Source organism: Phenylobacterium sp. (assembly GCF_030681155.1).
In the GTDB taxonomy this organism is placed as follows: Bacteria; Pseudomonadota; Alphaproteobacteria; order Caulobacterales; family Caulobacteraceae; genus Phenylobacterium.
The window spans coordinates 1-21,548 of sequence record NZ_JAUXXE010000077.1 but is presented as its reverse complement, the minus strand read 5'-3'; the positions used below and the strand labels follow the sequence as shown (position 1 = coordinate 21,548).

The window sequence follows — 21,548 nt, the reverse complement described above, 5'->3', positions numbered from 1 at the left end:
GACCGGCGCGCCGGTCACCTCGACCCTGATGGGCCTGGGCGCCTTCCCCGCCTCCAATCCGGCGAGGCTGGGCATGCTGGGCATGCACGGCAGCTTCGAAGCCAATAACGCCATGCACGATTGCGACGTGATGATCGCGGTCGGGGCGCGGTTCGACGACCGGGTGACCGGCCGCCTCGACGCCTTCGCGCCGGGTTCGAAGAAGATCCACATCGACATCGACGCCTCGTCGATCAGCAAGAACGTCCGTGCCGACATCGGCATCGTCGGCGACGCCGGCAGCGTACTGGAAGACATGATCGCGGTCTGGAAGCAGCGCAACCTGGCCACCGACAAGGCGGCCATGGACGACTGGTGGCGGCAGATCGAAGCCTGGCGCGCGCGCCAGTCCTTCCGCTATCGGCCCGACACCAAGCTGATCAAGCCGCAGCACGCCATCGAGCGACTGTACGAGCTGACCAAGCACCGCGAGACCTTCATCACCACCGAGGTCGGCCAGCACCAGATGTGGGCGGCCCAGTACTATCACTTCGAGCAGCCCAACCATTGGATGACGTCCGGCGGTCTGGGCACCATGGGCTACGGCCTGCCGGCCGCGGTCGGCGTGCAGATGGCCCACCCCGACGCCCTGGTCATCGACATCGCCGGCGACGCCTCGGTGCAGATGACGATGCAGGAGATGTCGACGGCCATTCAGTACGATCTGCCGATCAAGATCTTCATCCTGAACAACGAGTGGATGGGCATGGTCCGCCAATGGCAGCAACTGCTGCACGGCGAGCGCTACAGCCATTCCTACTCGTCCAGCCTGCCGGACTTCGTGAAGATGGCCGAGGCCTTCGGCGGGGTCGGCCTGCGCGCCGAAACCCCGGACGAATTGGACGACAAGATCCGCGAGATGATCGACGTGCGCAAACCTGTGCTGTTCGATTGCCGGGTCACCAAGGAAGAGAACTGCTTCCCGATGATCCCCTCCGGCAAGGCCCACAATGAGATGATCATGGCCGAGGAAACCCGCGACCTGGGTTCGATCATCGATGAGGCCGGCAAGCGGCTGGTCTGATCCGATTGGCCGGCGCTACCCGCGCCGGCCAATGACCACACCCTATTCGCCGTAGAAGAACCGCTCTTCGGCGATCTTGCCGTTCTTGACGGTGTAGAGCTCGACCTCGTCCATCTTGATCCGTTCGCCGCTCGCCGTCTGGGTCAGGTCCATCTTGAAGCGCACCACGAACTGGTCGCCGTTCACATAGGGGCCTTCTACCTCCGAGGAGTGGATTTCGTGGGCGTCAGCCCACCACTCGCCTTTGCCGCGGGCAGCTTCCTTGCCGCGTATCTGCGCCATGTCTCCGGGCATCGCCTCGACGCTCAGCACATCGTCGGCCCAGTATTTTTCACCTACCTCGCCGAACTTGCCCGCCTTGCAGAGGGCGACGAGGTCGTTGGCGATGTCTTGCGTGCTCATCACTGTCAGCTCCGGATTGCGACCGGACCGAGCGACCCGGCCCGCCGATTTCGGTCACCAAACAACGTTCCGCGCAAGCCTGCGGATCCTCACACGGCCAGTCGCGGCTTGCCCGCCGCGCGCGCATGTGAGACGTCCTCGGCGACCGACGTTTAGAGAGCCCGCATGTCCGACGCCCAGCCCGCCTCCGTCTATGACCTCAGCCACACCGAAGAGGTCGAGAATCTCGCCACCTTCGCGATCCTGGTCGACAACGAACCGGGCGTGCTGCACCGGCTGGTCGGGCTGTTCGCCGCGCGCGGCTACAACATCGAGAGCCTGACCGTCGCCGAGACTGATCGGCGGGCCCACACCAGCCGCGTGACCATCGTCACCCGCGGCGCGCCGCACGTTCTGGAGCAGATCGAAGCCCAGCTCGAGAAGATGGTCGCCACCCGCCACGTGCAGGACATCACCCGCGACCCCAATGGCCTGGAGCGCGAACTGGCGCTGGTGAAGGTCAAGGGAACCGGAGCCGACCGCGTCGAAGCCCTGCGCATCGCCGACATCTTCCGCGCCAAGGTGGTCGACACCACCATCGAGAGCTTCGTCTTCGAAATGACCGGCGCCTCGACCAAGATCGACAAGTTCGTCGACCTGATGCGCCCGCTCGGCCTGGTGGAACTCTCACGTACGGGCGTGCTTTCCATCACCAGGGGCGTCGACGCCATGTAGGGAGGATCGAGATTGGTCCGCTTGCCTGCGACCATCTTGTGTCTGCTCAGCCTCGCGGCTCCGGCCCTGGCTCAAACTTCATCACCCGCCCCCGCGCCATCGGCCACCGCAGAGGATGCTTGGCCATGGCCTCTGCCGGACCCCAAGAGTTGGTGGGACGACAAGTGGCCCGTGGCGCCGGAAGCCGCCGATCCCCTGGCGGGGCGACGACTGGGGCGTAGCGAACCCGCCATCGCCATCGACAACGGCTACGATCCGCTGCTCTACCGCCTGTGGGCGTTGCCTCCGCTGCAGAACCAGATTCTGCGCAATGGAGAAATGATCCTTGAGGTGGCGGTCCGCCCCTCCACCTCGGCGCGCCAGAGCCTGATACGGGTGATCGTCCGCCGCGACGGCAAGACCTTTGTCCAGGCCCGGGCCGGTCTCGGCTGCTGCGAACCTGGCATCGCCCGGCGGGTCGGGTTCGACGCTGAACTGCCTGCCGGCTCGGCCGCCAAGTTCCTGGCTCTGCGTGAGGATCCGCTATGGGACGCTCCGCGCGAGGTCAGGGTCGCCGAAGGTTCGGACGCCGCCGACGCGCTCTGCATTGATGGCACGTCCTACGACCTGACCCTGGTGGTTCCAGGCAAATCCCGTTCGGTCCGGCGCGCCTGCGACAGCGCCGAGGTCGGCCAGGCGGCCGATGTGTTGGAAGCCGCGCTGGGCGCGGCGCTGGGCCATGAGCCCCGCTTCGACGTCATCTATCCGACCGGCGCCAGCTTTGAGAGCGCGCGGGCCGCCTACCGCCAACTGACGGCTGAGGGCGGACAACTGAAGCCCGCCCCCCACTCGCGCCCACAGCCGCCGACGTTTCAGCCGTCGGCGGCCCAGGAAGACGCCGCCCCTGCGCCCTAGCGCAGGACGCGGAAGCGATAGATGGCGCCGGCGATCACCGCGCCGATAGCCGGAGCGACGAAGAACAGCCAGAGCTGCGAAAGCGCCTGGCCGCCGACCAGCACCGCCGGTCCGAAGCTACGCGCGGGGTTCACGGACACGCCGGTGACTTGGATCCCGACGATATGGATGACCGCGAGCGTGATGCCGATGGCCAAGCCCGCAAAGCCAGCCTGAGCCTCCGCCGAGGTTGAACCCAGGATCACGATTACGAAGATCGCCGTCATGACCACCTCAAAGATCAGCGCGGCCTGCATCGAGAATTCGCCGTTATAACCCGGCCCCCAGCCATTCTGGCCCAGGCCGCCCGCCATGCCGGCGATGGCCGCAAGGATGCCTGCCCCGACCAAAGCGCCTAGGAATTGCGCGACCCAATAGACGAGCATTTCACGCGCGCTCATGCGCCCGGCGATGAACGCCCCGAGGCTGACCGCGGGGTTCACGTGGCAGCCGGAGATCGAGCCGATCCCGTAGGCCATGGCGACGATGGCGAAGCCGAAAGCTAGGGCGATGCCTAGCTGACCGACATTGTCCCCACCCAATACGGCGGCGCCGCAACCGAAGAGGACGAGCGTAAGCGTACCGATAAACTCAGCGACAAACTTCTGCATGACAGACCCTCCAATCTGATTCGAGGCTAACTCATGGTTGAGATATGAGATAGCGCGCTCGCGTAGACGGCAGATCGACTGCTAAGCTGAGGAAGCCAGGCGCCTCACCACTGAAGCGGCTTGGCCCGTGCGGTTTGAATTGGCGCATCGTTCCGCATGAATACGTGACGTCCTTTTTGGTTATCAGCGCGATGCATATGCGCACCTAGGGAGACAAAATGTATAAGCACATCCTCATCTCGACCGACGGTTCCGAAGTCGCCCAGAAGGGCCTGGACCATGGGCTCTCCCTGGCGAAGGAGATCGGCGCCAAGGTCTCGATCATCACCGTCACAGAATCCTTCCCGGTGTATGCAAGCGCGGGCGCGGGCGTCGGCGCGGGCTGGGTTCCCATCGAGATGGCGGATTACGACAAGGTGCAGGACGAGTTCGCGAACCGCGTCTTCGCCGGGGCCAAACAAGCCGCCGAGCAACACGGCGTCGCCGTCGAAACCATCCACGTCCGCAATGCGCAACCGGCCGAGGCGATCCTGGAGACCGCCAAGGCGCAAGGCTGCGATCTCATCGTCATGGCGTCGCACGGCCGACGCGGACTTGGCCGCCTGCTGCTCGGCAGCCAGACCTCGGAAGTTGTGACCCGCAGCCCCCTGCCCGTACTGGTGGTGCGCTAGCCGGAGCTCGCGGCGGGGCGATCGGCGGTCAATTTCCAGAAGCCCTTCAAAAACGATCGCCCCGTCCCTATACTAGTCATGTCGGGTTTCGGCCCGACTATAGGGATAAACGCGCACGTAATAAGCGGACTGGACCCGGGTGCGATTCCCGGCGGCTCCACCAATCTTCCCCGGTCGTTATCGCCGGTAAGCATGGGGCCGATCAGCATCGACAGACGTCTAAAGGGGTTGCTTTCTCTCGGCTTGGCCCACCGTTTCGGGCTTGAAACTAAATGCGAACGATAACTTCGCTGAAGAAGTCCGTTTGGCCGCGTAAGCGACCCGACAGATTTCGACATAAACTCCTAGCGTCTTAGCAGCGTTAGGCGGGGCTCGGAGGGGGCCTTGCAACAGAACCCCTCCACTTTCCTTACAATTCTCGTCAATTGAGCCTCTTCTGGCGCGCGAGCCGCCTTGCGCCCGGACGCCGAAACGCTACCCTCCGGCCAAAGTTGTTCCCCTCGGAGTTTCGATGGCCCAGGACCCGCCGGCCCAAGACCAGATGCACTACGAAGCCATGGCCCAAGAGGCTCTGCGCGGCGTGGTGAAGGCCGCGCTGAAGCGCGCCGCTGCGCCGGAAGGCCTGCCCGGCGCGCACCACTTCTACATCACCTTCAAGACCGAGGCTCCGGGCGTGTCGGGGCCGAACGATCTGCTGGGCAAGTACCCAGACGAAATGACCATCGTCCTGCAGCACCAGTACTGGGACCTGGCGCCGGGCGAGACCTTCTTCTCGATCACCCTGAAGTTCGGCGGCCAGCCCAAGCGTCTATCGGTGCCCTACGCCGCGGTGACCCGGTTCTACGACCCAAGCGTCCAGTTCCTGCTGCAGTTCGAGTCTGCGGCTTCCAACACGACAACCCTGCCCGTCGCCCAGGATGAGCCCACCGAGCCGCCGACCGAGACCGATCCGGACGCCCCGAACGTCGTGTCGCTCGACACGTTCCGGAAGAAGTGAGCGCGCCCGAATGACCGACGTCGCTGCTCCGGAACCAGAAGCCCTCACGGACGAGGCGATCCTCGCCCGCTTCCAGCGCTCCAAGAACCAGCCCACTGGCTCCCAGACGCTGGGCTTCCGCATCGTCGCGGTCAGCCAGGCCGAAAAGTCTGTCGAGGTCGAGTTCGACGCCAAGGCTGAGCTTTTGCTCAATCCGATGAAGCAAATCCAGGGCGGCTATCTCTGCGCCATGCTGGATGAAGCGATGTCGGTGGCTTGCATGGTCGCCTCGGGCATGACCCACGTCGCGCCGACGGCCGAGATGAAGACCACCTTCTTCCGCCCCGGCGCGCCGGGAAAGCTCAAGGGTATAGGCCGCGTCGCCAAGTGGGGCCGCACCATCGCCTTCACAGAGGGCGAGCTCTACGACGCCGACGGGCGGCTGCTGGCCAAGGCCACCGGAACCGCGGTGCCAACCCCCTTCCAGCGTTACAAAAGCTAGAATGGGAACGCGCGCCGGCCTCGCCAGCGCACTCTTCGCCCTAGCCCTAGGCTGGGCCGGTTTGGCGTTCGCCGCCCCACCGGCTGAAAACCAGCCATTTGGCGATTGGGCCGCCGTCGTCATCGCCGGCGACTTCCACGGAAGTCGCGGCGGCCCGACCGAAGTCTTCGACAACGCCCGCCGCGATGTCTCCAAGGAGCTTCAGCGGATCGGCTTCTCGCCCGCCAATATGCGGCAGTTCTCGGTGCGGCCCGACCGGTACAAGGATCAGCCGCTGAAGGCCGATCCCCGCGCCATTTACGAAACTCTCAACGACCTCTCCGGCAAGGCCAAGGCCGGTTGCCTCGTCTATTTCACCTCGCACGGGGCGCCCGACGGCGTGGTGGTCGACGACAAGATCCTCACGCCCGTGCTGCTGAACCGGATCCTGGACGCCACCTGCGGCGCGCGTCCGACCGTGGTGATCATGTCGGCCTGCTTCTCAGGGGTGTTCGTACCGCCACTGGCCAGCAAGAACCGCATGATCCTGACCGCCGCGCGCCGCGACCGCACCTCCTTCGGCTGCGGAGAGGACAACATCTATCCGTTCTTCGACGACTGCGTCCTGAAGTCGAGCAAGGCGACGCATAACTTCATCACCCTCGCCTCGGCCGTGAAGACCTGCGTCGCCCATCGGGAGGTCGCCGAGGGCATGAAGCCGCCTTCCGAACCCCAGATCTGGATCGGCGGAGAACTGCGCCCCGTGCTGCCGTTCTACGCCTTCGCCACGGGACCGCCGAGGCGCGATTGAACTGCGACGCTCGCCCCGCATCAAGCGCTCTAGCGTGGTGCGCGCGAGGCGCCCTACAACAAGACTCACTGGACAATGGGGCCAGCGGGTAATCGTCCATGCATTTGATCTTCAAGGCTGTCTTCGCCGCGATCCTGGCTGTCTCGGCTACATCGAGCGTGGCTCAGGAGAGCGCGCAGCCGTCCCCGACGCCATCCACGCCCGCGGCGAGCCCCAACCCGAACGGGCCTGTTCCCTACACCAGCCTCCAGCGCCCAGCCGCGCCCCGGCCCAAGGCCGCCGCCAGCGCTGCGCCCGGAGCCGACGCCACGCCGGCCAAGACCCTGTCGTCCCCCGTCCCGGCCCTGCCAGCCACGCCGAGCGGCGCGCGGCTGGCGGTGGGCGAGGCTCTGCCCCCTGCCGAACTCGAAGCCTTCGTGGACGGCGTCGTGCGTGAGGCGATGGCCCGCGAACACATCGCCGGCGTCACCGTCTCGGTCGTTCAGAACGGCCAGGTCGTGCTGAAGAAGGGCTACGGATTCGCCGATCTCTCACCGGCGCGCAAGGTCGATCCCGACAAGACCCTGTTCCGCATCGGCTCGATCTCCAAGACCTTCACCTGGATCGCGCTGATGAAGGAAATCGAGGCCGGCCGTATCCGCCAGGACGCGCCGATCAACCTCTATCTGCCCGAGCGCATCCAGGTTCGCGACCAGGGCTTCCGCACGCCGGTGCGGGTCATCAATCTGATGGACCACTCCCCCGGTTTCGAAGATCGGGCCCTCGGGCACCTGTTCGAGAAGAACTTCGACCGCGTGCGGCCCATGGCCGAATATCTCCGCCAGGAACGACCGCGCCGGGTCCGGGCGCCGGGCGAGGCGTCGGCCTATTCCAACTACGGCGCGGCCTTGGCCGGCCAGGCCGTGTCCTACGTGTCGGGCAAGCCCTTCGAGCGCCTGATCGAGGAAAGCATCTTCCTGCCCATCGGCATGAACAACACCAGCTTCCGCGAACCCCATCCGGTGAAGGCGGGCTTGCCCGCGCCAATCCCCCAGCGGCTGGCCGACAATATCTCGGCGGGTTACCGCTGGACGCCGACCGGCTTCGCCGAGCGCCCCTTCGAGTTCATCAGCCAGGTTGCGCCGGCCGGCTCGGCTTCGTCCACCGCCGCCGACATGGCGCGCTACATGCAATTGCTGCTGAACGCGGGAACCCTAGATGGCGCGGTCGTCTACGGCCCGCGCACGGCCCAGGCGTTCAACACCCCGATCCGTAAGACTCCCGCCGGGATCAACGGCTGGCGGCACGGCTTCATCGAGTACAACCTCCCAGGCGATCACAAGGGTTTCGGCCACGCCGGAGGTACGCTCTCGTTCCTGTCGAACATGGTGGTGGCGCCGGACCTCAATCTTGGTGTCTTCATCAGCACCAACACCGAAACCGGCGGAGATCTGGCCCGCGATTTCGCGGCCCGGGTGGTTCAGCAATTCTACGTCCCCCCGCAGCCCTTCCCGCGCGCAGGATCGCCGGCGTTGCGTGACCGAGCCAGCGACTTCGCCGGCTACTATGTCGGCAACCGCCGAGCTTATCGCGGGCTCGAGGGCATGGTCGGCCTACTGATCGGCGGCGTCGAAGTGAAGGTCACGCCGGAGGGTCGCCTGGCCGTCGCTTCGGGTGGCAAGGTTCGCACCTTCGTGCCCCAAGGCGAGCTATCCGAAGGCCGCTTCATCTCCACAACCGGCGCCGATCAGCTCGCCTTCTCGATGGCGAACGGTCGCGCCTACGCGTTCCAGACGCCGCTTGGCGAGCAGTCCTTCGAGCGGTCCGGCTTCTGGAAGCGCCCGACGACCCTGGCGCTGCTGGCCCTGCTCAGCGGAGCAGCCGCAATCACCACCATCGCCGGCCTGTTCCTGCGCAATCGGCGCGAGTTCCGCGAGACCTCGGTCCAGCGACAAGCCAGTCTGATCCAGACCAGCCAGGCCGTGCTCTGGCTCGCCGCGCTCACGCTGTTCGGACTATGGGCCGCCGGTACGAGCGACGTGGCGAACGTGATGTACGGCTGGCCGAGCGCCGCCCTGATCATCGCCTCCGCCTGCGTTCTGGTCGCCGCCGTCCTCGCCCTGCTCAGCCTGATCATGCTGCCGGCGATCTGGCGCGGGGGGCGCCGGGTTGATTCGTGGAGCGCCCTGCGGAAGGCCTCGTTTACTTTTACGGTTTTGGTCTATACGGCCTTTTCGGTGCTTCTGGGGCTCTGGGGCGCGCTAACCCCCTGGAATGGTTAAGCTTCACGCGAAATGGACCGGAAATTCATTCGCGAATTGAGGCGTTAAGGCGGCAAAACTTAAACGCGTCGTTTACCAAGCACTGGGTAAATCCTGCCTAGCGGCGGGCGAGTAGGCGTCTCTTCCGCGTATCCCCGGGAAGGACGTCCGCGTTGAATAGCTTCGTCGCCGCCCTGCAGAAGTTCGGTATCGGACGGCTGGCGGCTTTTCTCGGGATTGGGGCCGGCGTAGCCGCGGCGTTGTTCGCCCTGACCATGAATCTGGGAGAGCCGAAGGCGCTCCTCTATTCGAACCTGGACATGAAGGAAGCCGGCTCGATCACCGCCGCCCTCGACCAGGCCGGGGTGAAGTACGAGGTCAAGGGCGACGGATCGACCATCATGGTCGGCCGAGACAAGGTCGCCTCGACCCGCCTACTGCTATCGAGCAAGGGCCTGCCGACCTCGGGTTCGGTCGGCTATGAAATCTTCGACGAGGCCAACGCCCTTGGCCAGACGGACTTCGTCCAGCAACTGAACCGCCAGCGCGCTCTGGAAGGCGAACTATCGCGCACCATTCGCGGCCTCGACGGCCTGACCTCGGCCCGCGTGCATCTGGTGCTGCCCAAGCGCCAACTCTTCGAGGAGCAGGCCGAGCAGCCCTCCGCCTCCGTGACCATCGGGGTTGGCGGCCGCGCCCCCTCGCCCGACCAGGTCCAAGCGATCCAGAACCTGGTCTCCAGCGCCGTGCCCAACCTGAAGCCCGGCCGCGTCACCGTCGTGGACCAACACGCCAAGACCCTTTCGACCGGCGAGGACGGCTTCGGCGGCCAAGCGGCCGACGGCCGGCGCAGCGAAGTCGAGCAACGCATCGCCAAGACCGTGAAGAACCTGGTCGAGGGCGTTGTCGGCCCCGGCAAGGCGCGCGTCAACGTCACCGCCGACCTGAACCTTGCCCGCATCACCGTCCAACAAGAGACCTTTGATCCTGACGGCCAGGTCGTTCGCTCGGAATCGGTCAACGAAGAGAACAGCCGCGAAAACCAGCCCGACGCCAACGGCGCTGTCACCGCGAGCGCCAACATCCCAGGCGGCGTCGGCGCCAATGGCGAGACGCTGAACCAGTCGGCCAGCGGCCGGACCGAGTCGACTACGAACTACGAAATTTCAAAGACCACCCGCACCGAGATCCAGGAGCCGGGCGACATGAAGCGACTGTCCGTCGCTGTCGCCATCGACGGGATCACCGCCCCGGGCGCCGACGGCAAGCCGGGCGCCTACACCCCGCGCTCGGCCCAGGAGATGCAGCGTATCGAGCAACTGGTCCGCACCGCCGTCGGCTACAACGCCGACCGAGGCGACCAGGTGACTGTGGTCAATGTCCGCTTCCCCGCCACCGAGGCGGCCGGCGGCGTCGAAACCACCAACCCGCTGATGGGCTTCGACAAGAACGATATCATGCGTGCGGTCGAGTTGGGCATCATCGCCATCGTCGCGATCCTGATGATCCTGTTCATCGTCCGCCCCCTGCTCAAGCCGCCGCCCAATCGCAACCTGCCGGCGCTCGCCTCCGGCGCTGGCGGCGCCCGTATGGTCTCCGCCGACGGCCAGCCGCTGCAGGTCACCCTCGATCCGGCCACAGGTCAGCCTCTGGCCCTGCCCGGCCCGTCCAACGAACTGGAGCAGCGGATCGACATCGCCCGCATCGAAGGCCAGGTGAAGGCCTCGTCGGTGAAGCGCGTCGCCGAATTCGTCGAGAACCATCCGGAGGAGTCGGTCTCCCTCCTGCGCACCTGGTTGCATGAGACCACATGAGCCCGCGTATGAAGGCCATTACCGATCCCTCTAGCCTGACCGGCCCCGAAAGGGCCGCGGTTGTGCTCCTGGCGCTTGGCGAAGAGCACGGCACCATTTGGGAACAGCTCGACGAAGAGGAGATCAAGGAGATCTCCCAGGCCATGGCCGGGCTCGGCACCGTATCCTCGGCGGTCGTCGAGCAACTGCTGGTCGATTTCATCACCGGCATGTCCGGCGCCGGCGCCATCATGGGCTCGTTCGAGCAGACCCAGCGTCTGCTCCAGGCCTTCCTGCCGCCCGACAAGGTCGACACCCTGATGGAGGAGATCCGCGGTCCAGCGGGTCGAACCATGTGGGACAAGCTCGGCAACGTGAACGAGGCGGTTCTCGCCAACTACCTGAAGAATGAATACCCGCAGACCGTCGCCGTGGTGCTGTCCAAGGTGAAGTCCGAGCACGCCGCCCGGGTCCTGGCCGCGCTGCCCGAGGACTTCGCGCTGGAATGCGTTACCCGGATGTTGCGCATGGAGCCGGTCCAGCGCGAGATCCTCGACAAGATCGAGCAGACCCTGCGCACCGAGTTTATGTCGAACCTGGCCCGCACCTCCAAGCGCGACAGCCACGAGATGATGGCCGACATCTTCAACGCCTTCGACCGCCAGACCGAGGCGCGCTTCATCGCCGCCCTGGAAGAGCGCAGCCGCGAGAGCGCCGAGCGCATCCGCGCCCTGATGTTCGTCTTCGAAGACCTCTCCAAGCTCGACCCCGGCGGGGTCCAGACTCTGCTGCGCGGCGTCGAGAAGGACCAGTTGGCCCTGGCCCTCAAGGGCGCCTCCGACAGCCTGCGCGAAATGTTCTTCTCCAACATGTCCGAGCGGGCCGCCAAGATCATGCGCGAAGATATGGAGGGCATGGGCCCCGTCCGCCTACGCGATGTCGATCAGGCCCAGATGACCATGGTCCAGGTCGCCAAGGATCTCGCGGCCAAGGGCGAGATCATGCTGGCCGGGGCCGGCGGCGACGATGAGCTGATCTACTGATGACCAGCACGCCTCACCCCAAGTTTGGCTTCGACACGGTGTTCGACAACGCCGGCGACATCGCCTACGCGGCCAGCCGCCCCAAGCGCGTCTATACGATCGACGAGGTCGAGGTCCTGCGCTCCGAAGCCTTCGCCCGGGGTGAGCAACAGGCCCTGGCCTCGATGAGCGCGCTTCAGGCCCAGGCCCTGTCCCAGATCGCCGCAGCCGCCGGAGCCGCCATGCCCAAGCTGGCGGGCGTCGCCCACGAGCATCGGGTCGGGTCGGCCGAACTGGCATTGGCCTGCGCACGCGCCATCGCCGACGCGGCCCTGGCCCAGTTTCCCCAGGCGCCGATCCTGGCCGCGCTGGAGAATTTGGCCCGCGAAATCGAGGCCTCTCCACGGCTGGTGGTGAACGCCCCGCCGGAACTCGCCGAAGGTATTCAAGCCGCGCTGGAACATACGGCCCAAGCCATCGGCTTCGCCGGCGCCATTCAGGTTCGTCCCTCGCCGGTCATGGGGCCTGGCGCCTTCACCCTCGACTTCGGCGATGGTGCGGCGACCTTCGACCCGGCCGCCTCCGCCGCCCGCGTCACCGCCGCCCTCCACGCAGCCCTGGCCGCCGAAGGCCTGCACGCTGAACCCCTCATCCCCGGAAGCGACAGCTGATGTCCAACGACCTTCGACTCGATGAGTTCGCCCCCTCCGACTCCCCGATGATGGATCTGGGCCTGGAGATGGAAGACAAGACCGCCACCGATCTGGCGCCCGTCTTCGATGTGCCGGTCTCGATCTCCGCTGTGCTCGGACGCGCCACCATGTCGGTGGCCCAGCTGCTTCAGCTTCAGTCCGGGAGCGTCCTGGATCTGGACCGCAAGGTGGGCGAGGCCATCGACATCTACGTCAACAACCGCCTGGTCGCCCGGGGCGAGGTCGTCATCGTTGACGAGCGCCTGGGCGTGACCATGACGGAAATCATCAAGGACGGCGACTCCCAGGGCTAAGGCCCTAGGCGTCTGAGGAGATAGTGTAATGCGGCTTTTGGTCGTCGGAAAACTGAACGGACAGCTGTCCAACGCCGTGAAAATGGCGATGACGGCGGGCGCCAAGGTGAGCCACGTCGAGACCATCGAGGCGGCGACTCACGCCCTGCGGGCGGGGCAAGGCGCCGACCTGCTGCTGGTCGATTACGATCTCGACATCGCCGCCTTGATCGCGGCGAACGAGAACGAACGCATTCGGGTGCCGGTCGTCGCCTGCGGCGTCGATCCCGACGCCCAGAAGGCGGGCGACGCCATTCGCGCGGGGGCCAAGGAATTCATCCCGCTGCCGCCGGACGCCGAGATGATCGCCGCCGTTCTGGCCGCCGTCTCCGACGACAACAAGCCGATGGTGGTGCGTGACACCGGCATGCAGGCGGTGATCGCCCTGGCCGACCAGGTCGCGCCCTCCGAGGCCTCCATCCTGATCACCGGCGAAAGCGGCTCGGGCAAGGAAGTCATCGCCCGCTACGTCCACCAGAAGTCGCGCCGCGCCAAGCAGGTCTTCATCTCGGTCAACTGCGCGGCGATCCCCGAGAACCTGCTGGAAAGCGAACTGTTCGGCCATGAGAAGGGCGCCTTCACCGGCGCCGTCGCCCGGCGGATCGGCAAGTTCGAAGAAGCCAACGGCGGCACCCTGCTGCTCGACGAAATCTCGGATATGGACGCGCGCCTGCAGGCCAAGCTGCTGCGCGCCATCCAGGAGCGGGAGATTGACCGGGTCGGCGGCTCCAAGCCCGTGAAGGTCGACATCCGCATTCTGGCGACGTCCAACCGCGACCTGGCCCAGGCTGTGAAGGACGGGACGTTCCGCGAGGACCTGCTCTACCGCCTCAACGTCGTTAACCTGCGCCTGCCGCCGCTGCGCGAACGGCCGGGCGACGTCGTGGCCCTGGCCGAGCATTTCGTCCGCAAATACGCCAAGGCCAACGGCACGCTGGAACGCCCGCTCTCGGCCGAGGCCAAGCGCCGCCTGGCCGCCCACCGCTGGCCGGGCAACGTCCGCGAACTTGAGAACGCCATGCACCGCGCTGTGCTGCTGGCGATCGGTCCGGAGATCGAGGAGAGCGCCATCCGCCTACCGGACGGCCAGCCCCTCGCCGCCCCTGACCCTGCCGTGCGCACCGCCCAGACCGCGGCCGGCGCCGCCGAGGCGGTCACCCGGGCCTTTGTCGGCCAGACCGTGGCAGACATGGAGCAGCAGCTGATCCTCGACACCTTGTCCCACTGCCTGGGCAACCGAACCCACGCCGCCAACATCCTGGGCATCTCGATCCGGACGCTCCGCAACAAGCTGAAGGAATACAACGAGGCCGGCGTTTCGGTGCCCGCCCCGCAGATGGGGGCCAGCGCGGCCTAGACGAGCTGCTCTCCCCTGGGGAGAGATCGGTTGAGGGGGGCGACGACGCTGCTCGACTCATCCAAAACGATCATGAAGCGGCGGTTCGCGCCGTGCTCGCCGAACGCGAGCGCCCCTCACCCCAACCTCTCCCCCTGAAGGGGTAGAGGCGGAGACCGAAGATGTCGGACTCGACACTCTCATCATCGGACCGCCCCAGCCCCCGCGAGATGCTCGGGTGGTTGATGAAGGGCGAGGTGGCGCTGGCGATGGGCGTCATCGGCGTCGTCCTGCTGCTCATCCTGCCGATCCCGCCCTTCATGCTGGATCTGCTGCTGTCGATCTCGATCACGTCGTCAGTCCTGATCCTGATGACCTCGCTGCTGATCCGTCGGCCGCTGGAGTTCACGGCGTTCCCGACCGTCCTGCTGGTCACCACCCTGTTCCGGCTGGGGCTGAATATCGCCTCGACCCGGCTGATCCTCGGTCACGGCCACGAAGGCGCGCACGGCGCCGGCAAGATCATCGAGGGCTTCGGCAACCTGATGATGGGGGGCAACTTCGTCATCGGGGTAATCGTGTTCGCCATCCTGGTGATCGTGAACTTCGTCGTCATCACCAAGGGTTCGGGCCGGATCGCCGAAGTCGCCGCCCGCTTCACGCTGGACTCGATGCCCGGCAAGCAAATGGCCATCGACGCCGACCTGTCGGCCGGCCTGATCGAGGAAGAAGAAGCCAAGCGCCGCCGCAAGGAACTTGAGCAGGAAAGCACCTTCTTCGGGGCCATGGACGGCGCCTCCAAATTCGTACGCGGCGACGCCGTCGCCGGCCTGATCATCGTCGCCATCAACATCATCGGCGGCATCCTGATCGGGGTGGTGCAGCATAAGGTCCCACTCGGCCAAGCCGCGGCCACCTACACCCTGATGACCATCGGCGACGGCTTGGTCAGCCAGATTCCCGCCCTGATCATCTCCATCGCCGCCGGCTTCCTGGTGTCGAAGGCGGGCGTCGACGGATCGGCCGACAAGGCCCTGGTCGCCCAGCTCGCCATGAACCCGATCGCGCTCGGCATGGTCTCGGCCTCAGCCGGCATGCTGGCGCTGATCCCCGGCATGCCGATCATTCCGTTCGCGGCCTTGGCGGCCGGCGCCGGTTTCCTGGCCTGGAAACGCGCCCAGGATGCGGCCAAGCCGCCGCCCATCGACATCGTTCCAGCCAATACGCCCGTGCAGGATCAGGAAGAGCCGATCAGCCAGTCGCTGGCCATCGACGAGATCAAGATCGAACTTGGCTACGGCCTGCTGCCGCTGATCAACGACCTGGAAGGCCGTCGCCTGACCGACCAGATCAAGGCGCTGCGCCGGACGCTGGCCGCCGACTTCGGCTTCGTCATGCCGGCGGTGCGCATCCTCGACAACATGCGCCTGCCTTCGCAGGGCTACATGATCCGCATCAAGGAAATGGAAGGCGGCGGCGGCGAGGTTCGGCTCGGAGCGCTGATGGCCATGGACCCCTCGGGCGGCCAGGTGGACATTCCCGGCGAGCATATGCGTGAGCCGGCATTCGGCCTGCCGGCCACGTGGATCGACGAATCCCTGAGGGAAGAGGCCACGTTCCGCGGCTACACCAACGTCGATCCGGCCACGGTGCTGACCACGCACCTGACCGAGATCCTGAAGGAAAACATGCCAGACCTGCTCTCCTACGCCGAGGTGCAGAAGCTGCTGAAGGAACTGCCGACCGAGCAGAAGAAGCTCGTCGAGGACCTGATCCCCAGCGTGGTCTCGGCCACCACCGTCCAACGCGTGCTGCAGGCGTTGTTGCGCGAGCGGGTCTCGATCCGCGACCTGCCGGCGATCCTCGAGGGCATCGGTGAGGCGGCTCCGCACACCCAATCGATCACCCTGCTGGTCGAACAGGTTCGCGGCCGTCTGGCCCGCCAGCTCTCGTTCGCCTATCGCGGGGACGACGGATCGCTGCCGATCATCACGATGTCGGCCGAATGGGAGAACGCCTTCGCCGACGCCCTGATCGGTTCGGGCGATGAGAAGCAATTGGCCCTGGCTCCCTCGCGCCTGCAGGACTTCATCCGCTTGGTGCGCGACAGTTTCGAGCGCGCCGCCCTGGCCGGCGAAAGCGCGGTGCTGCTGACCAGCCCGCAGATCCGCCCCTATGTGCGCTCGATCATTGAACGCTTCCGCGGCCAGACCCCTGTCCTGAGCCAAAACGAAATCCACCCGAAGGCGCGGCTGAAGACTGTGGGTTCGATTTAGCAACTAGATCGTCATCCTCTGGGCTCGCGAGGCGCGAGCCAAGGGGCAATGTGGAGCCCCTAGCCCATCGGCTTGACGAAGATTAACTGCGGCCCGTGGCCTTCTTCGTACCGGTCGCCGGTGTCGATGAAACCGATCTTTTGATAGGCGGCGATGGCCGGGGCGTTGCGAGCGTTCACGGCCAGCATCAACTGGGGTTGCACCGGCCGCTCGCGGGAAAACCATTCTTCCAACAGCGCAATGCACCGTCGGCCGACGCCCTTGCCTTGAAGGCCCGGACGGACGCGGAAACTATGCAGGCTGACGGTGCCGGGCGGCGCCCAGGGGGGGCGACGCAAGCCTTCGCGCAAGACGAAGAAGCCTACGATCTCGCCGGACGGCTCCACCACCGCAAAGCCCTGCTCCAGTCCGACCGCGTCGCTCTCGTTCAGCCGCCCGAAGACCTCGTCCAGGCTGCCTGCGAATTCCTCCTGTTCGGGCGGCAGGCGGATGACCTCCACCACGTCGCGATCGGCGCCGGAAATCGGCTCCAATCTCCAGTCGGCGATGTCCAGCGTCGTCGTGTCATCTCCCATGTGAAGAGGCTAACACGCATTTTGCGGGAAATGTCAGGCGCTTCAGCTAGATCAATCGATTGCTGGCGCCGTGGAACTGAGCGCAAGCTCACGAACCTGGCAGTCTTGGCCGGGCGAAGACACGGGGAAGAAGCCGTGAACACCAGAGCCATCCGAGGCGCCGTGGGATTCGGATTGGTCGCCCAATTTGGCCATGGTGGTCGCCGGCCATTACGTGCCTTTCATCAAGAACATTGTTTTCGCGGTGGGCGGCTTGCTGATCTCTCTGGCGGCCGGATGGCTCTATGCCAAGGCCGCGATCGGGGGCTGGAAAAGCAGCCTGATCGGCGGCCTGATTGTCGGCGGAACCTGCGCCCTGTTGGGAATTGGGGTCTCGGTCCTGCTGCGAGATGTGCCGCCCGGCATCCTGGTTTTCGGGACGATAGGTTCAGCCGTCGCGGGCCTTGTCGGCGGGGCCATCGGCAAGCTCGGCGCCAGGCCGTAGCGTCAGGGACGTTGCAGCCTGGCGTGTCGGCTGATAGCGGTTTGAGCCTGGCGCGGTCACTGTTGGCCGCTAGGCGTTGGATTTCGAATGCGGCCACCTGCTTCTAAGACCCGGCGCGGCCCGGGGGGCTCGATCTTCTGGGATCTGCTGACCTTCGAGCGGCTGATGACCAACCAGGTCATCCATCTGATCTATTGGGCCGGCCTGGGCGTCATCGCGTTGATCGCGTTCGGCACCGTGGGCGCCGCGGTCGGCGTGGCCCTGCGCGAGGAGAGCTGGATCGGCGTGATCCTGGCGATTCCGGTGCTGGTGGCCGGCCTGCTCGTCGTGGCTGGCCTGGTGCTTCTGTGGCGCTCGTTCTGCGAGCTCTATGTGGCGCTGTTCCGACTGAGCGACGACCTGCACGCCCTGCGTCAAGCCGCCGACGCCGACCAGGCCCCGCCGCCTGCATCGCGCACCTCGGCCCCCAGCGGCGCGCCGCTGAACTAGCCGCGCGCGGCCTTTCGCAGGCCAAGTTCGTCCAAAGCTGCGGTCTCTTGTCGAGCGGTTTGCTTGGCGCGCGCCAAACGGATGCCCTCGGCGACCTGCTCGTATTTCTTCTGCTCTTCGAAGGCGAGCGCCAGGGCGTCGCGCGCGCCGGCCTCTTCGGCTTGGATGTTGGCGATGTCTGCCTGGATCATCGTCCGGCGGGTTCGCAGCCCTTCCCGGAAGCCAAGCTGATACCAGCCATGCTCGGCGTCGTGCCGCGCGCGGTCGGACTCGGCCTGCGCCTCGGCCTCCAGCATCACCAACTTCATCTCCGCCTGCATGCGCCGGTCGGCGATCTCGCCCAGGCGCTTCTGCAGGACCTCGACCTCATAGGTCGAGAGTTTGATCAGGGACTGAGCCCAGCTCATGCGGCGTCACCCATAAGAATTTGCGCGAGACTGTCGAAGCTCGCCTCCAGGCTTGTCGCCTCGTCCTTGTCCTGGGCGAGGAAGGCCTCGAGCGCAGGATTGAGTTCGATGGCGCGGTCGACAATCGGATCAGCCCCGGCGCGATACGCGCCGATGCGGATCAGTTCTTCCATGTTCGCGTAGGCCGACAGGGACTGACGGGCCATTTTGACGATCTGCCGTTCGTGCGGCAGGTGGCAGCCTGGCATGGTGCGGCTGATCGACTTCAGGACGTTGATCGCCGGGAAGCGGCCGCGCTCGGCGATGGCTCGCTCCATGACGATGTGGCCGTCCAGGATCCCGCGCACGGCGTCGGCGATCGGTTCATTGTGGTCGTCGCCGTCCACCAGCACGGTAAAGATGCCGGTGATGGGTCCGGCCGTCGTACCGTCCGGGCGGATCGGTCCTGGCCCTGCACGTTCCAAAAGCTTCGGCAGTTCGGTGAAAACGGTGGGCGTATAGCCCTTGGTGGTCGGCGGCTCGCCTGCGGCTAGGCCGATCTCGCGCTGAGCCATGGCGAAGCGCGTGACGCTGTCCATCATGCACAGCACTTCCATGTCCTGGTCGCGCAGGAACTCGGCGATGGCCAGGGTCATGTAGGCGGCTTGGCGACGCTTCAAGGCCGGCTCGTCGGAGGTGGCGACCACCACCACGGCGCGCTTCAGCCCCTCCTCGCCCAGGGTCTCCTCGATGAACTCGCGAACCTCACGGCCCCGCTCGCCGATCAGGCCGACGACCACGGCGTCGCAGTCGGCTTCCTTGGCCAGCATCGACAGCAGCACCGACTTGCCGACGCCCGAGCCGGCGAAGACGCCGAGGCGCTGGCCGCGACAGCAGGTGGTGAAGACATTCATCGAGCGCACGCCGACATCCAGGCGCTCTCCGACCCGGCCGCGCGCGTGGGCGGCAGGGGGCGCGGCGCGCAGTGGATAAGGAACCAGTCCCTGGGGCAGCGGCCCCTTGCCGTCGATCGGCTCGCCGAAGGCGTCGATGATACGGCCGAGCCAGGCCGCGGTCGGGCGGACGGCTGAGCCCTGTGGTTCGATACGGATCTCGGCGCCCGGCGCCACACCCTCGACCGGGCCGAAAGGCATCAGCAGGGCGCGGGTTTCACGGAAGCCGACGACCTCGGCGGCCAGCGGCTTGTCGGCGCGGCGCTCGATCTCCGCGCGAGCGCCCACGGCCAGCCGCGTGAGGCCGCCACGGGCCTCGATCAGCAGGCCGTTTACGGCCGCGACACGGCCGGAAACGATCAAGGGATCGATCCGCTCGACAGCGGCGACAAGGCTACGCAACGGGTGGGGCCCTCAGGGTCAGATTCGACCCTGACGAGAATCCTCCCGACGCCGTTAACCCACAGTGAAGATTCTTAACACTTTCAGCGAAGCGCCGAGGCCAGACGCGCGGCCTCGCGCGGGTGCTTAGCCGCCAGCGTGGCGGTCGCGAGCGGATGGCGCGTCGCGCCCCTGACCAACATCGGCCTGACAGCGCGTACGATCATCGGCCGCGCGTTTCGCCCAATGATGTCCCGCGCCAGGAAGGCGGCCAGGGCCGTGACAGCCAAGGCGCCCAGGCTGAAGGTCAAGCCGGGGTGCTTTTGCGCCTCGGTATAGAGGCTGAACCGGCGACCGCGCAGATGCGCGCCCTCCGTCTGTCCATCGACGCCGGCCTCATAGAGGTTGTCGCTGAGCGGCTTGGCTCCACGCCGGCGGCTAAGTGGAGGTATCACCGCCCCTAACAACCTGTCGGAAAGGCCCGGCGCCGCGGCCGAGGCGATGGCGAACGGCCGTCCTCCCGCTCCGACCTCGAAATCTCGCGTCGGATGTTGCGCGGCGTACAGGATCGCGTCGGCCACGACTTCAGGCGCGTAGTGTGGCGGCGGCACGGTGGCGGCCTTGTCCATCAGGTTGCGGGCGTGATCAGCGAACGGGGTTGAGATGCTGGAGGGCTTGATGAGGGTGACCGAAATCGCCGCCTTCTCGCGCGCCAACTCGATCCTCAGCGCGTCGGTAAATCCCTTCACCGCATGCTTGGACGCCGAATAGGCGCCCATCATCGGCGTGGCGACGTCCGAAAGCACCGAGCCCAGGTTAATGATCGCGCCCGGCCCCCCGCGCTTGCGGAAGTGCTTCACCGCTTCAAGAGAGCCGTTCACAACGCCGAAATAATTGGTGCGGAACAGACGCTCGTGGTCCGCAGTCGGGGTCTGCATCAGTTCGCCATAGAGCCCGACGCCGGCGTCATTGATCCAGGTGTCGAAGCGCTCGAAGCGCGCGATCGCCGCCCTAGCGATCTTCTCGACATCCTCTGGGCTTCCAACATCGCCGCTCACCGGATGGGCCCGGCCGCCGGCGTCGTTAATCTCCTTGCAGACCGCGCGAAGGACTTCCTCGTTGCGTGAGGCAAGCACCACGGCCGCGCCCGCCTGGGCGGCCTTGCGTGCCGTCGCTAGCCCGATGCCCGACGAGGCCCCGGTAATGACAATGACCTGTTCGGCGAGGGGCTTCAGTTTCACGGCCATGGGTTTCCTGACGGCTTCTAGGTTCGCAGGTCGAAACGACCTGCCTACCTTACCGTTCCCCATGAGGCCAAAGCTTGGCCGCAAGGGCCGTTCGCGCCGCCCGTCCAATCACAAAAGATTCAACAGCCAAGCGACTCACACAGACAGAGCGAAGCTTGTGGGCGATTCCCGAACCGAGTTAACGATTCGCTGAGAGGCACTTCACCATTAACCGATCTTAAATTAACTCGCTGGCAAGTTAACCGCGAGTGCCGAGGCGACTTGCCTGAAATTCGGGGGCTTAAGCGCTACCGTTCGAGGAGGAACTGATGCGCGTACTATTGATTGAGGACGATAGCGCTACGGCGCAGAGCATCGAGCTGATGCTCAAGTCCGAGGGGTTTAATGTCTACACGACGGACCTCGGTGAAGAGGGCGTCGATCTGGGCAAGATCTACGACTACGACCTAATCCTGCTGGACCTGAACCTGCCCGACATGAGCGGTATGGACGTTCTGCGCACCCTGCGGGTCGGGAAGATTAATACGCCAATCATGATCCTGTCGGGCTCGGCCGAAATCGACACCAAGGTTAAGACCTTCGGGGCCGGCGGCGACGACGACATGACCAAGCCTTTCCATAAGGACGAGCTGATCGCCCGCATCCATGCGGTGGTCCGG

23 protein-coding genes and 1 other RNA gene are annotated in these 21,548 nt (G+C 65.8%); 18 read left to right on the top strand and 6 right to left on the bottom strand.

Translation table 11 applies throughout. From position 1 onward, the window contains the following. Positions 1-1,063 (top strand): thiamine pyrophosphate-dependent enzyme (locus Q8M13_RS19960; RefSeq protein WP_305301985.1); only part of this gene is annotated, 1,063 nt, incomplete at its 5' end. Positions 1,064-1,105: 42 nt separating this feature from the next. On the opposite strand, the gene Q8M13_RS19955 is transcribed toward Q8M13_RS19960, so the two are convergent. Continuing rightward, positions 1,106-1,465: a nuclear transport factor 2 family protein gene (locus Q8M13_RS19955; protein ID WP_305301984.1), complete on the bottom strand. Its 360-nt coding sequence runs from the start codon at positions 1,463-1,465 to the stop codon at positions 1,106-1,108. A gap of 165 nt (positions 1,466-1,630) precedes the next feature. Between Q8M13_RS19955 and ilvN the strand changes: the two genes are divergently transcribed. Next, positions 1,631-2,179: an acetolactate synthase small subunit gene (gene ilvN, locus Q8M13_RS19950; protein WP_305301983.1), complete on the top strand. Its 549-nt coding sequence runs from the start codon at positions 1,631-1,633 to the stop codon at positions 2,177-2,179. Positions 2,180-2,191: 12 nt separating this feature from the next. Next, on the top strand, positions 2,192-3,073 hold the full coding sequence (locus Q8M13_RS19945) for a hypothetical protein (protein ID WP_305301982.1): 882 nt from the start codon (positions 2,192-2,194) through the stop codon (positions 3,071-3,073). Here the strand turns inward: Q8M13_RS19945 and Q8M13_RS19940 are convergent. Then, on the bottom strand, positions 3,070-3,723 hold the full coding sequence (locus Q8M13_RS19940) for an aquaporin (protein WP_305301981.1): 654 nt from the start codon (positions 3,721-3,723) through the stop codon (positions 3,070-3,072). The two genes, Q8M13_RS19945 and Q8M13_RS19940, sit on opposite strands and share 4 nt — an antisense overlap. A gap of 218 nt (positions 3,724-3,941) precedes the next feature. Between Q8M13_RS19940 and Q8M13_RS19935 the strand changes: the two genes are divergently transcribed. The 12 genes from Q8M13_RS19935 to flhA all read left to right on the top strand — a co-directional run bounded on the left by Q8M13_RS19935 (position 3,942) and on the right by flhA (position 16,374). Next, complete coding sequence (locus Q8M13_RS19935) at positions 3,942-4,394, top strand: universal stress protein (RefSeq protein ID WP_305301980.1); 453 nt, start codon at positions 3,942-3,944, stop codon at positions 4,392-4,394. Between the two features lie 41 nt (positions 4,395-4,435). Beyond that, positions 4,436-4,799: a transfer-messenger RNA gene (gene ssrA, locus Q8M13_RS19930) on the top strand. 106 nt (positions 4,800-4,905) lie between these two features. Beyond that, positions 4,906-5,391, top strand: coding sequence for an SspB family protein (locus tag Q8M13_RS19925; RefSeq protein WP_305301979.1), 486 nt, complete (start codon positions 4,906-4,908; stop codon positions 5,389-5,391). Positions 5,392-5,401: 10 nt separating this feature from the next. Next, positions 5,402-5,872, top strand: coding sequence for a PaaI family thioesterase (locus Q8M13_RS19920; RefSeq protein WP_305301978.1), 471 nt, complete (start codon positions 5,402-5,404; stop codon positions 5,870-5,872). Between the two features lies 1 nt (position 5,873). Next, on the top strand, positions 5,874-6,662 hold the full coding sequence (locus Q8M13_RS19915) for a C13 family peptidase (RefSeq protein ID WP_305301977.1): 789 nt from the start codon (positions 5,874-5,876) through the stop codon (positions 6,660-6,662). A 98-nt stretch (positions 6,663-6,760) separates the two neighbouring features. Next, positions 6,761-8,923 carry a serine hydrolase gene (locus Q8M13_RS19910; RefSeq protein WP_305301976.1) on the top strand — a complete coding sequence of 721 codons (2,163 nt, stop codon included), beginning with the start codon at positions 6,761-6,763 and terminating at the stop codon, positions 8,921-8,923. Positions 8,924-9,075: 152 nt separating this feature from the next. Then, complete coding sequence (gene fliF, locus Q8M13_RS19905) at positions 9,076-10,716, top strand: flagellar basal-body MS-ring/collar protein FliF (RefSeq protein ID WP_305301975.1); 1,641 nt, start codon at positions 9,076-9,078, stop codon at positions 10,714-10,716. Between the two features lie 8 nt (positions 10,717-10,724). Further along, positions 10,725-11,738: a flagellar motor switch protein FliG gene (fliG, locus tag Q8M13_RS19900; protein ID WP_370870119.1), complete on the top strand. Its 1,014-nt coding sequence runs from the start codon at positions 10,725-10,727 to the stop codon at positions 11,736-11,738. Beyond that, entirely contained in the window at positions 11,738-12,388 is a 651-nt protein-coding gene (locus Q8M13_RS19895; protein ID WP_305301972.1) for a flagellar assembly protein FliH, read from the top strand. Before fliG ends, Q8M13_RS19895 begins: the two co-directional genes overlap by 1 nt. Further along, a complete protein-coding gene (gene fliN / locus Q8M13_RS19890) occupies positions 12,388-12,723 on the top strand; it encodes a flagellar motor switch protein FliN (RefSeq protein ID WP_370870118.1) in 336 nt (111 codons plus the stop codon). The genes Q8M13_RS19895 and fliN overlap by 1 nt, the downstream gene beginning before the upstream one ends. Before the next feature lie 28 nt (positions 12,724-12,751). Next, complete coding sequence (locus tag Q8M13_RS19885; protein WP_305301971.1) at positions 12,752-14,119, top strand: sigma-54-dependent Fis family transcriptional regulator; 1,368 nt, start codon at positions 12,752-12,754, stop codon at positions 14,117-14,119. 161 nt (positions 14,120-14,280) lie between these two features. Further along, on the top strand, positions 14,281-16,374 hold the full coding sequence (gene flhA / locus Q8M13_RS19880; RefSeq protein WP_305301970.1) for a flagellar biosynthesis protein FlhA: 2,094 nt from the start codon (positions 14,281-14,283) through the stop codon (positions 16,372-16,374). Positions 16,375-16,433: 59 nt separating this feature from the next. Here flhA and Q8M13_RS19875 read toward each other — a convergent pair whose 3' ends face one another. Further along, positions 16,434-16,949 (bottom strand): GNAT family N-acetyltransferase, encoded by a 516-nt coding sequence (locus Q8M13_RS19875; RefSeq protein ID WP_305301969.1) that lies wholly within the window; start codon positions 16,947-16,949, stop codon positions 16,434-16,436. A 187-nt stretch (positions 16,950-17,136) separates the two neighbouring features. On the opposite strand from Q8M13_RS19875, the gene Q8M13_RS19870 reads away from it, so the two are divergent. Then, positions 17,137-17,433 carry a hypothetical protein gene (locus tag Q8M13_RS19870; RefSeq protein WP_305301968.1) on the top strand — a complete coding sequence of 99 codons (297 nt, stop codon included), beginning with the start codon at positions 17,137-17,139 and terminating at the stop codon, positions 17,431-17,433. Positions 17,434-17,520: 87 nt separating this feature from the next. Next, positions 17,521-17,922, top strand: coding sequence for a DUF4282 domain-containing protein (locus tag Q8M13_RS19865; RefSeq protein WP_305301966.1), 402 nt, complete (start codon positions 17,521-17,523; stop codon positions 17,920-17,922). Here Q8M13_RS19865 and Q8M13_RS19860 read toward each other — a convergent pair. From Q8M13_RS19860 to Q8M13_RS19850, 3 genes are all read right to left on the bottom strand, one after another. Beyond that, complete coding sequence (locus tag Q8M13_RS19860) at positions 17,919-18,329, bottom strand: flagellar FliJ family protein (protein ID WP_305301964.1); 411 nt, start codon at positions 18,327-18,329, stop codon at positions 17,919-17,921. The genes Q8M13_RS19865 and Q8M13_RS19860 overlap by 4 nt on opposite strands. After that, positions 18,326-19,663 carry a flagellar protein export ATPase FliI gene (gene fliI / locus Q8M13_RS19855; protein WP_305301962.1) on the bottom strand — a complete coding sequence of 446 codons (1,338 nt, stop codon included), beginning with the start codon at positions 19,661-19,663 and terminating at the stop codon, positions 18,326-18,328. Before fliI ends, Q8M13_RS19860 begins: the two co-directional genes overlap by 4 nt. Positions 19,664-19,746: 83 nt before the next feature. Continuing rightward, positions 19,747-20,889: an SDR family oxidoreductase gene (locus Q8M13_RS19850; protein WP_305301961.1), complete on the bottom strand. Its 1,143-nt coding sequence runs from the start codon at positions 20,887-20,889 to the stop codon at positions 19,747-19,749. A gap of 308 nt (positions 20,890-21,197) precedes the next feature. Between Q8M13_RS19850 and Q8M13_RS19845 the strand changes: the two genes are divergently transcribed. Then, positions 21,198-21,548 (top strand): response regulator (locus Q8M13_RS19845; protein WP_305301960.1); only part of this gene is annotated, 351 nt, incomplete at its 3' end.

Excerpts from the sequence above, each read along its gene's own strand:
- Q8M13_RS19955 (WP_305301984.1), bottom strand. The coding sequence starts at position 1,465 with ATGAGCACGCAAGACATCGCCAACGACCTCGTCGCCCTCTGCAAGGCG.
- ilvN (WP_305301983.1), top strand. The coding sequence starts at position 1,631 with ATGTCCGACGCCCAGCCCGCCTCCGTCTATGACCTCAGCCACACCGAA.
- Q8M13_RS19940 (WP_305301981.1), bottom strand. The coding sequence starts at position 3,723 with ATGCAGAAGTTTGTCGCTGAGTTTATCGGTACGCTTACGCTCGTCCTC.
- Q8M13_RS19935 (WP_305301980.1), top strand. The coding sequence starts at position 3,942 with ATGTATAAGCACATCCTCATCTCGACCGACGGTTCCGAAGTCGCCCAG.
- Q8M13_RS19925 (WP_305301979.1), top strand. The coding sequence starts at position 4,906 with ATGGCCCAGGACCCGCCGGCCCAAGACCAGATGCACTACGAAGCCATG.
- Q8M13_RS19920 (WP_305301978.1), top strand. The coding sequence starts at position 5,402 with ATGACCGACGTCGCTGCTCCGGAACCAGAAGCCCTCACGGACGAGGCG.
- Q8M13_RS19915 (WP_305301977.1), top strand. The coding sequence starts at position 5,874 with ATGGGAACGCGCGCCGGCCTCGCCAGCGCACTCTTCGCCCTAGCCCTA.
- Q8M13_RS19910 (WP_305301976.1), top strand. The coding sequence starts at position 6,761 with ATGCATTTGATCTTCAAGGCTGTCTTCGCCGCGATCCTGGCTGTCTCG.
- fliG (WP_370870119.1), top strand. The coding sequence starts at position 10,725 with ATGAAGGCCATTACCGATCCCTCTAGCCTGACCGGCCCCGAAAGGGCC.
- Q8M13_RS19895 (WP_305301972.1), top strand. The coding sequence starts at position 11,738 with ATGACCAGCACGCCTCACCCCAAGTTTGGCTTCGACACGGTGTTCGAC.
- fliN (WP_370870118.1), top strand. The coding sequence starts at position 12,388 with ATGTCCAACGACCTTCGACTCGATGAGTTCGCCCCCTCCGACTCCCCG.
- Q8M13_RS19885 (WP_305301971.1), top strand. The coding sequence starts at position 12,752 with ATGCGGCTTTTGGTCGTCGGAAAACTGAACGGACAGCTGTCCAACGCC.
- flhA (WP_305301970.1), top strand. The coding sequence starts at position 14,281 with ATGTCGGACTCGACACTCTCATCATCGGACCGCCCCAGCCCCCGCGAG.
- Q8M13_RS19875 (WP_305301969.1), bottom strand. The coding sequence starts at position 16,949 with ATGGGAGATGACACGACGACGCTGGACATCGCCGACTGGAGATTGGAG.
- Q8M13_RS19865 (WP_305301966.1), top strand. The coding sequence starts at position 17,521 with ATGCGGCCACCTGCTTCTAAGACCCGGCGCGGCCCGGGGGGCTCGATC.
- Q8M13_RS19860 (WP_305301964.1), bottom strand. The coding sequence starts at position 18,329 with ATGAGCTGGGCTCAGTCCCTGATCAAACTCTCGACCTATGAGGTCGAG.
- Q8M13_RS19850 (WP_305301961.1), bottom strand. The coding sequence starts at position 20,889 with ATGGCCGTGAAACTGAAGCCCCTCGCCGAACAGGTCATTGTCATTACC.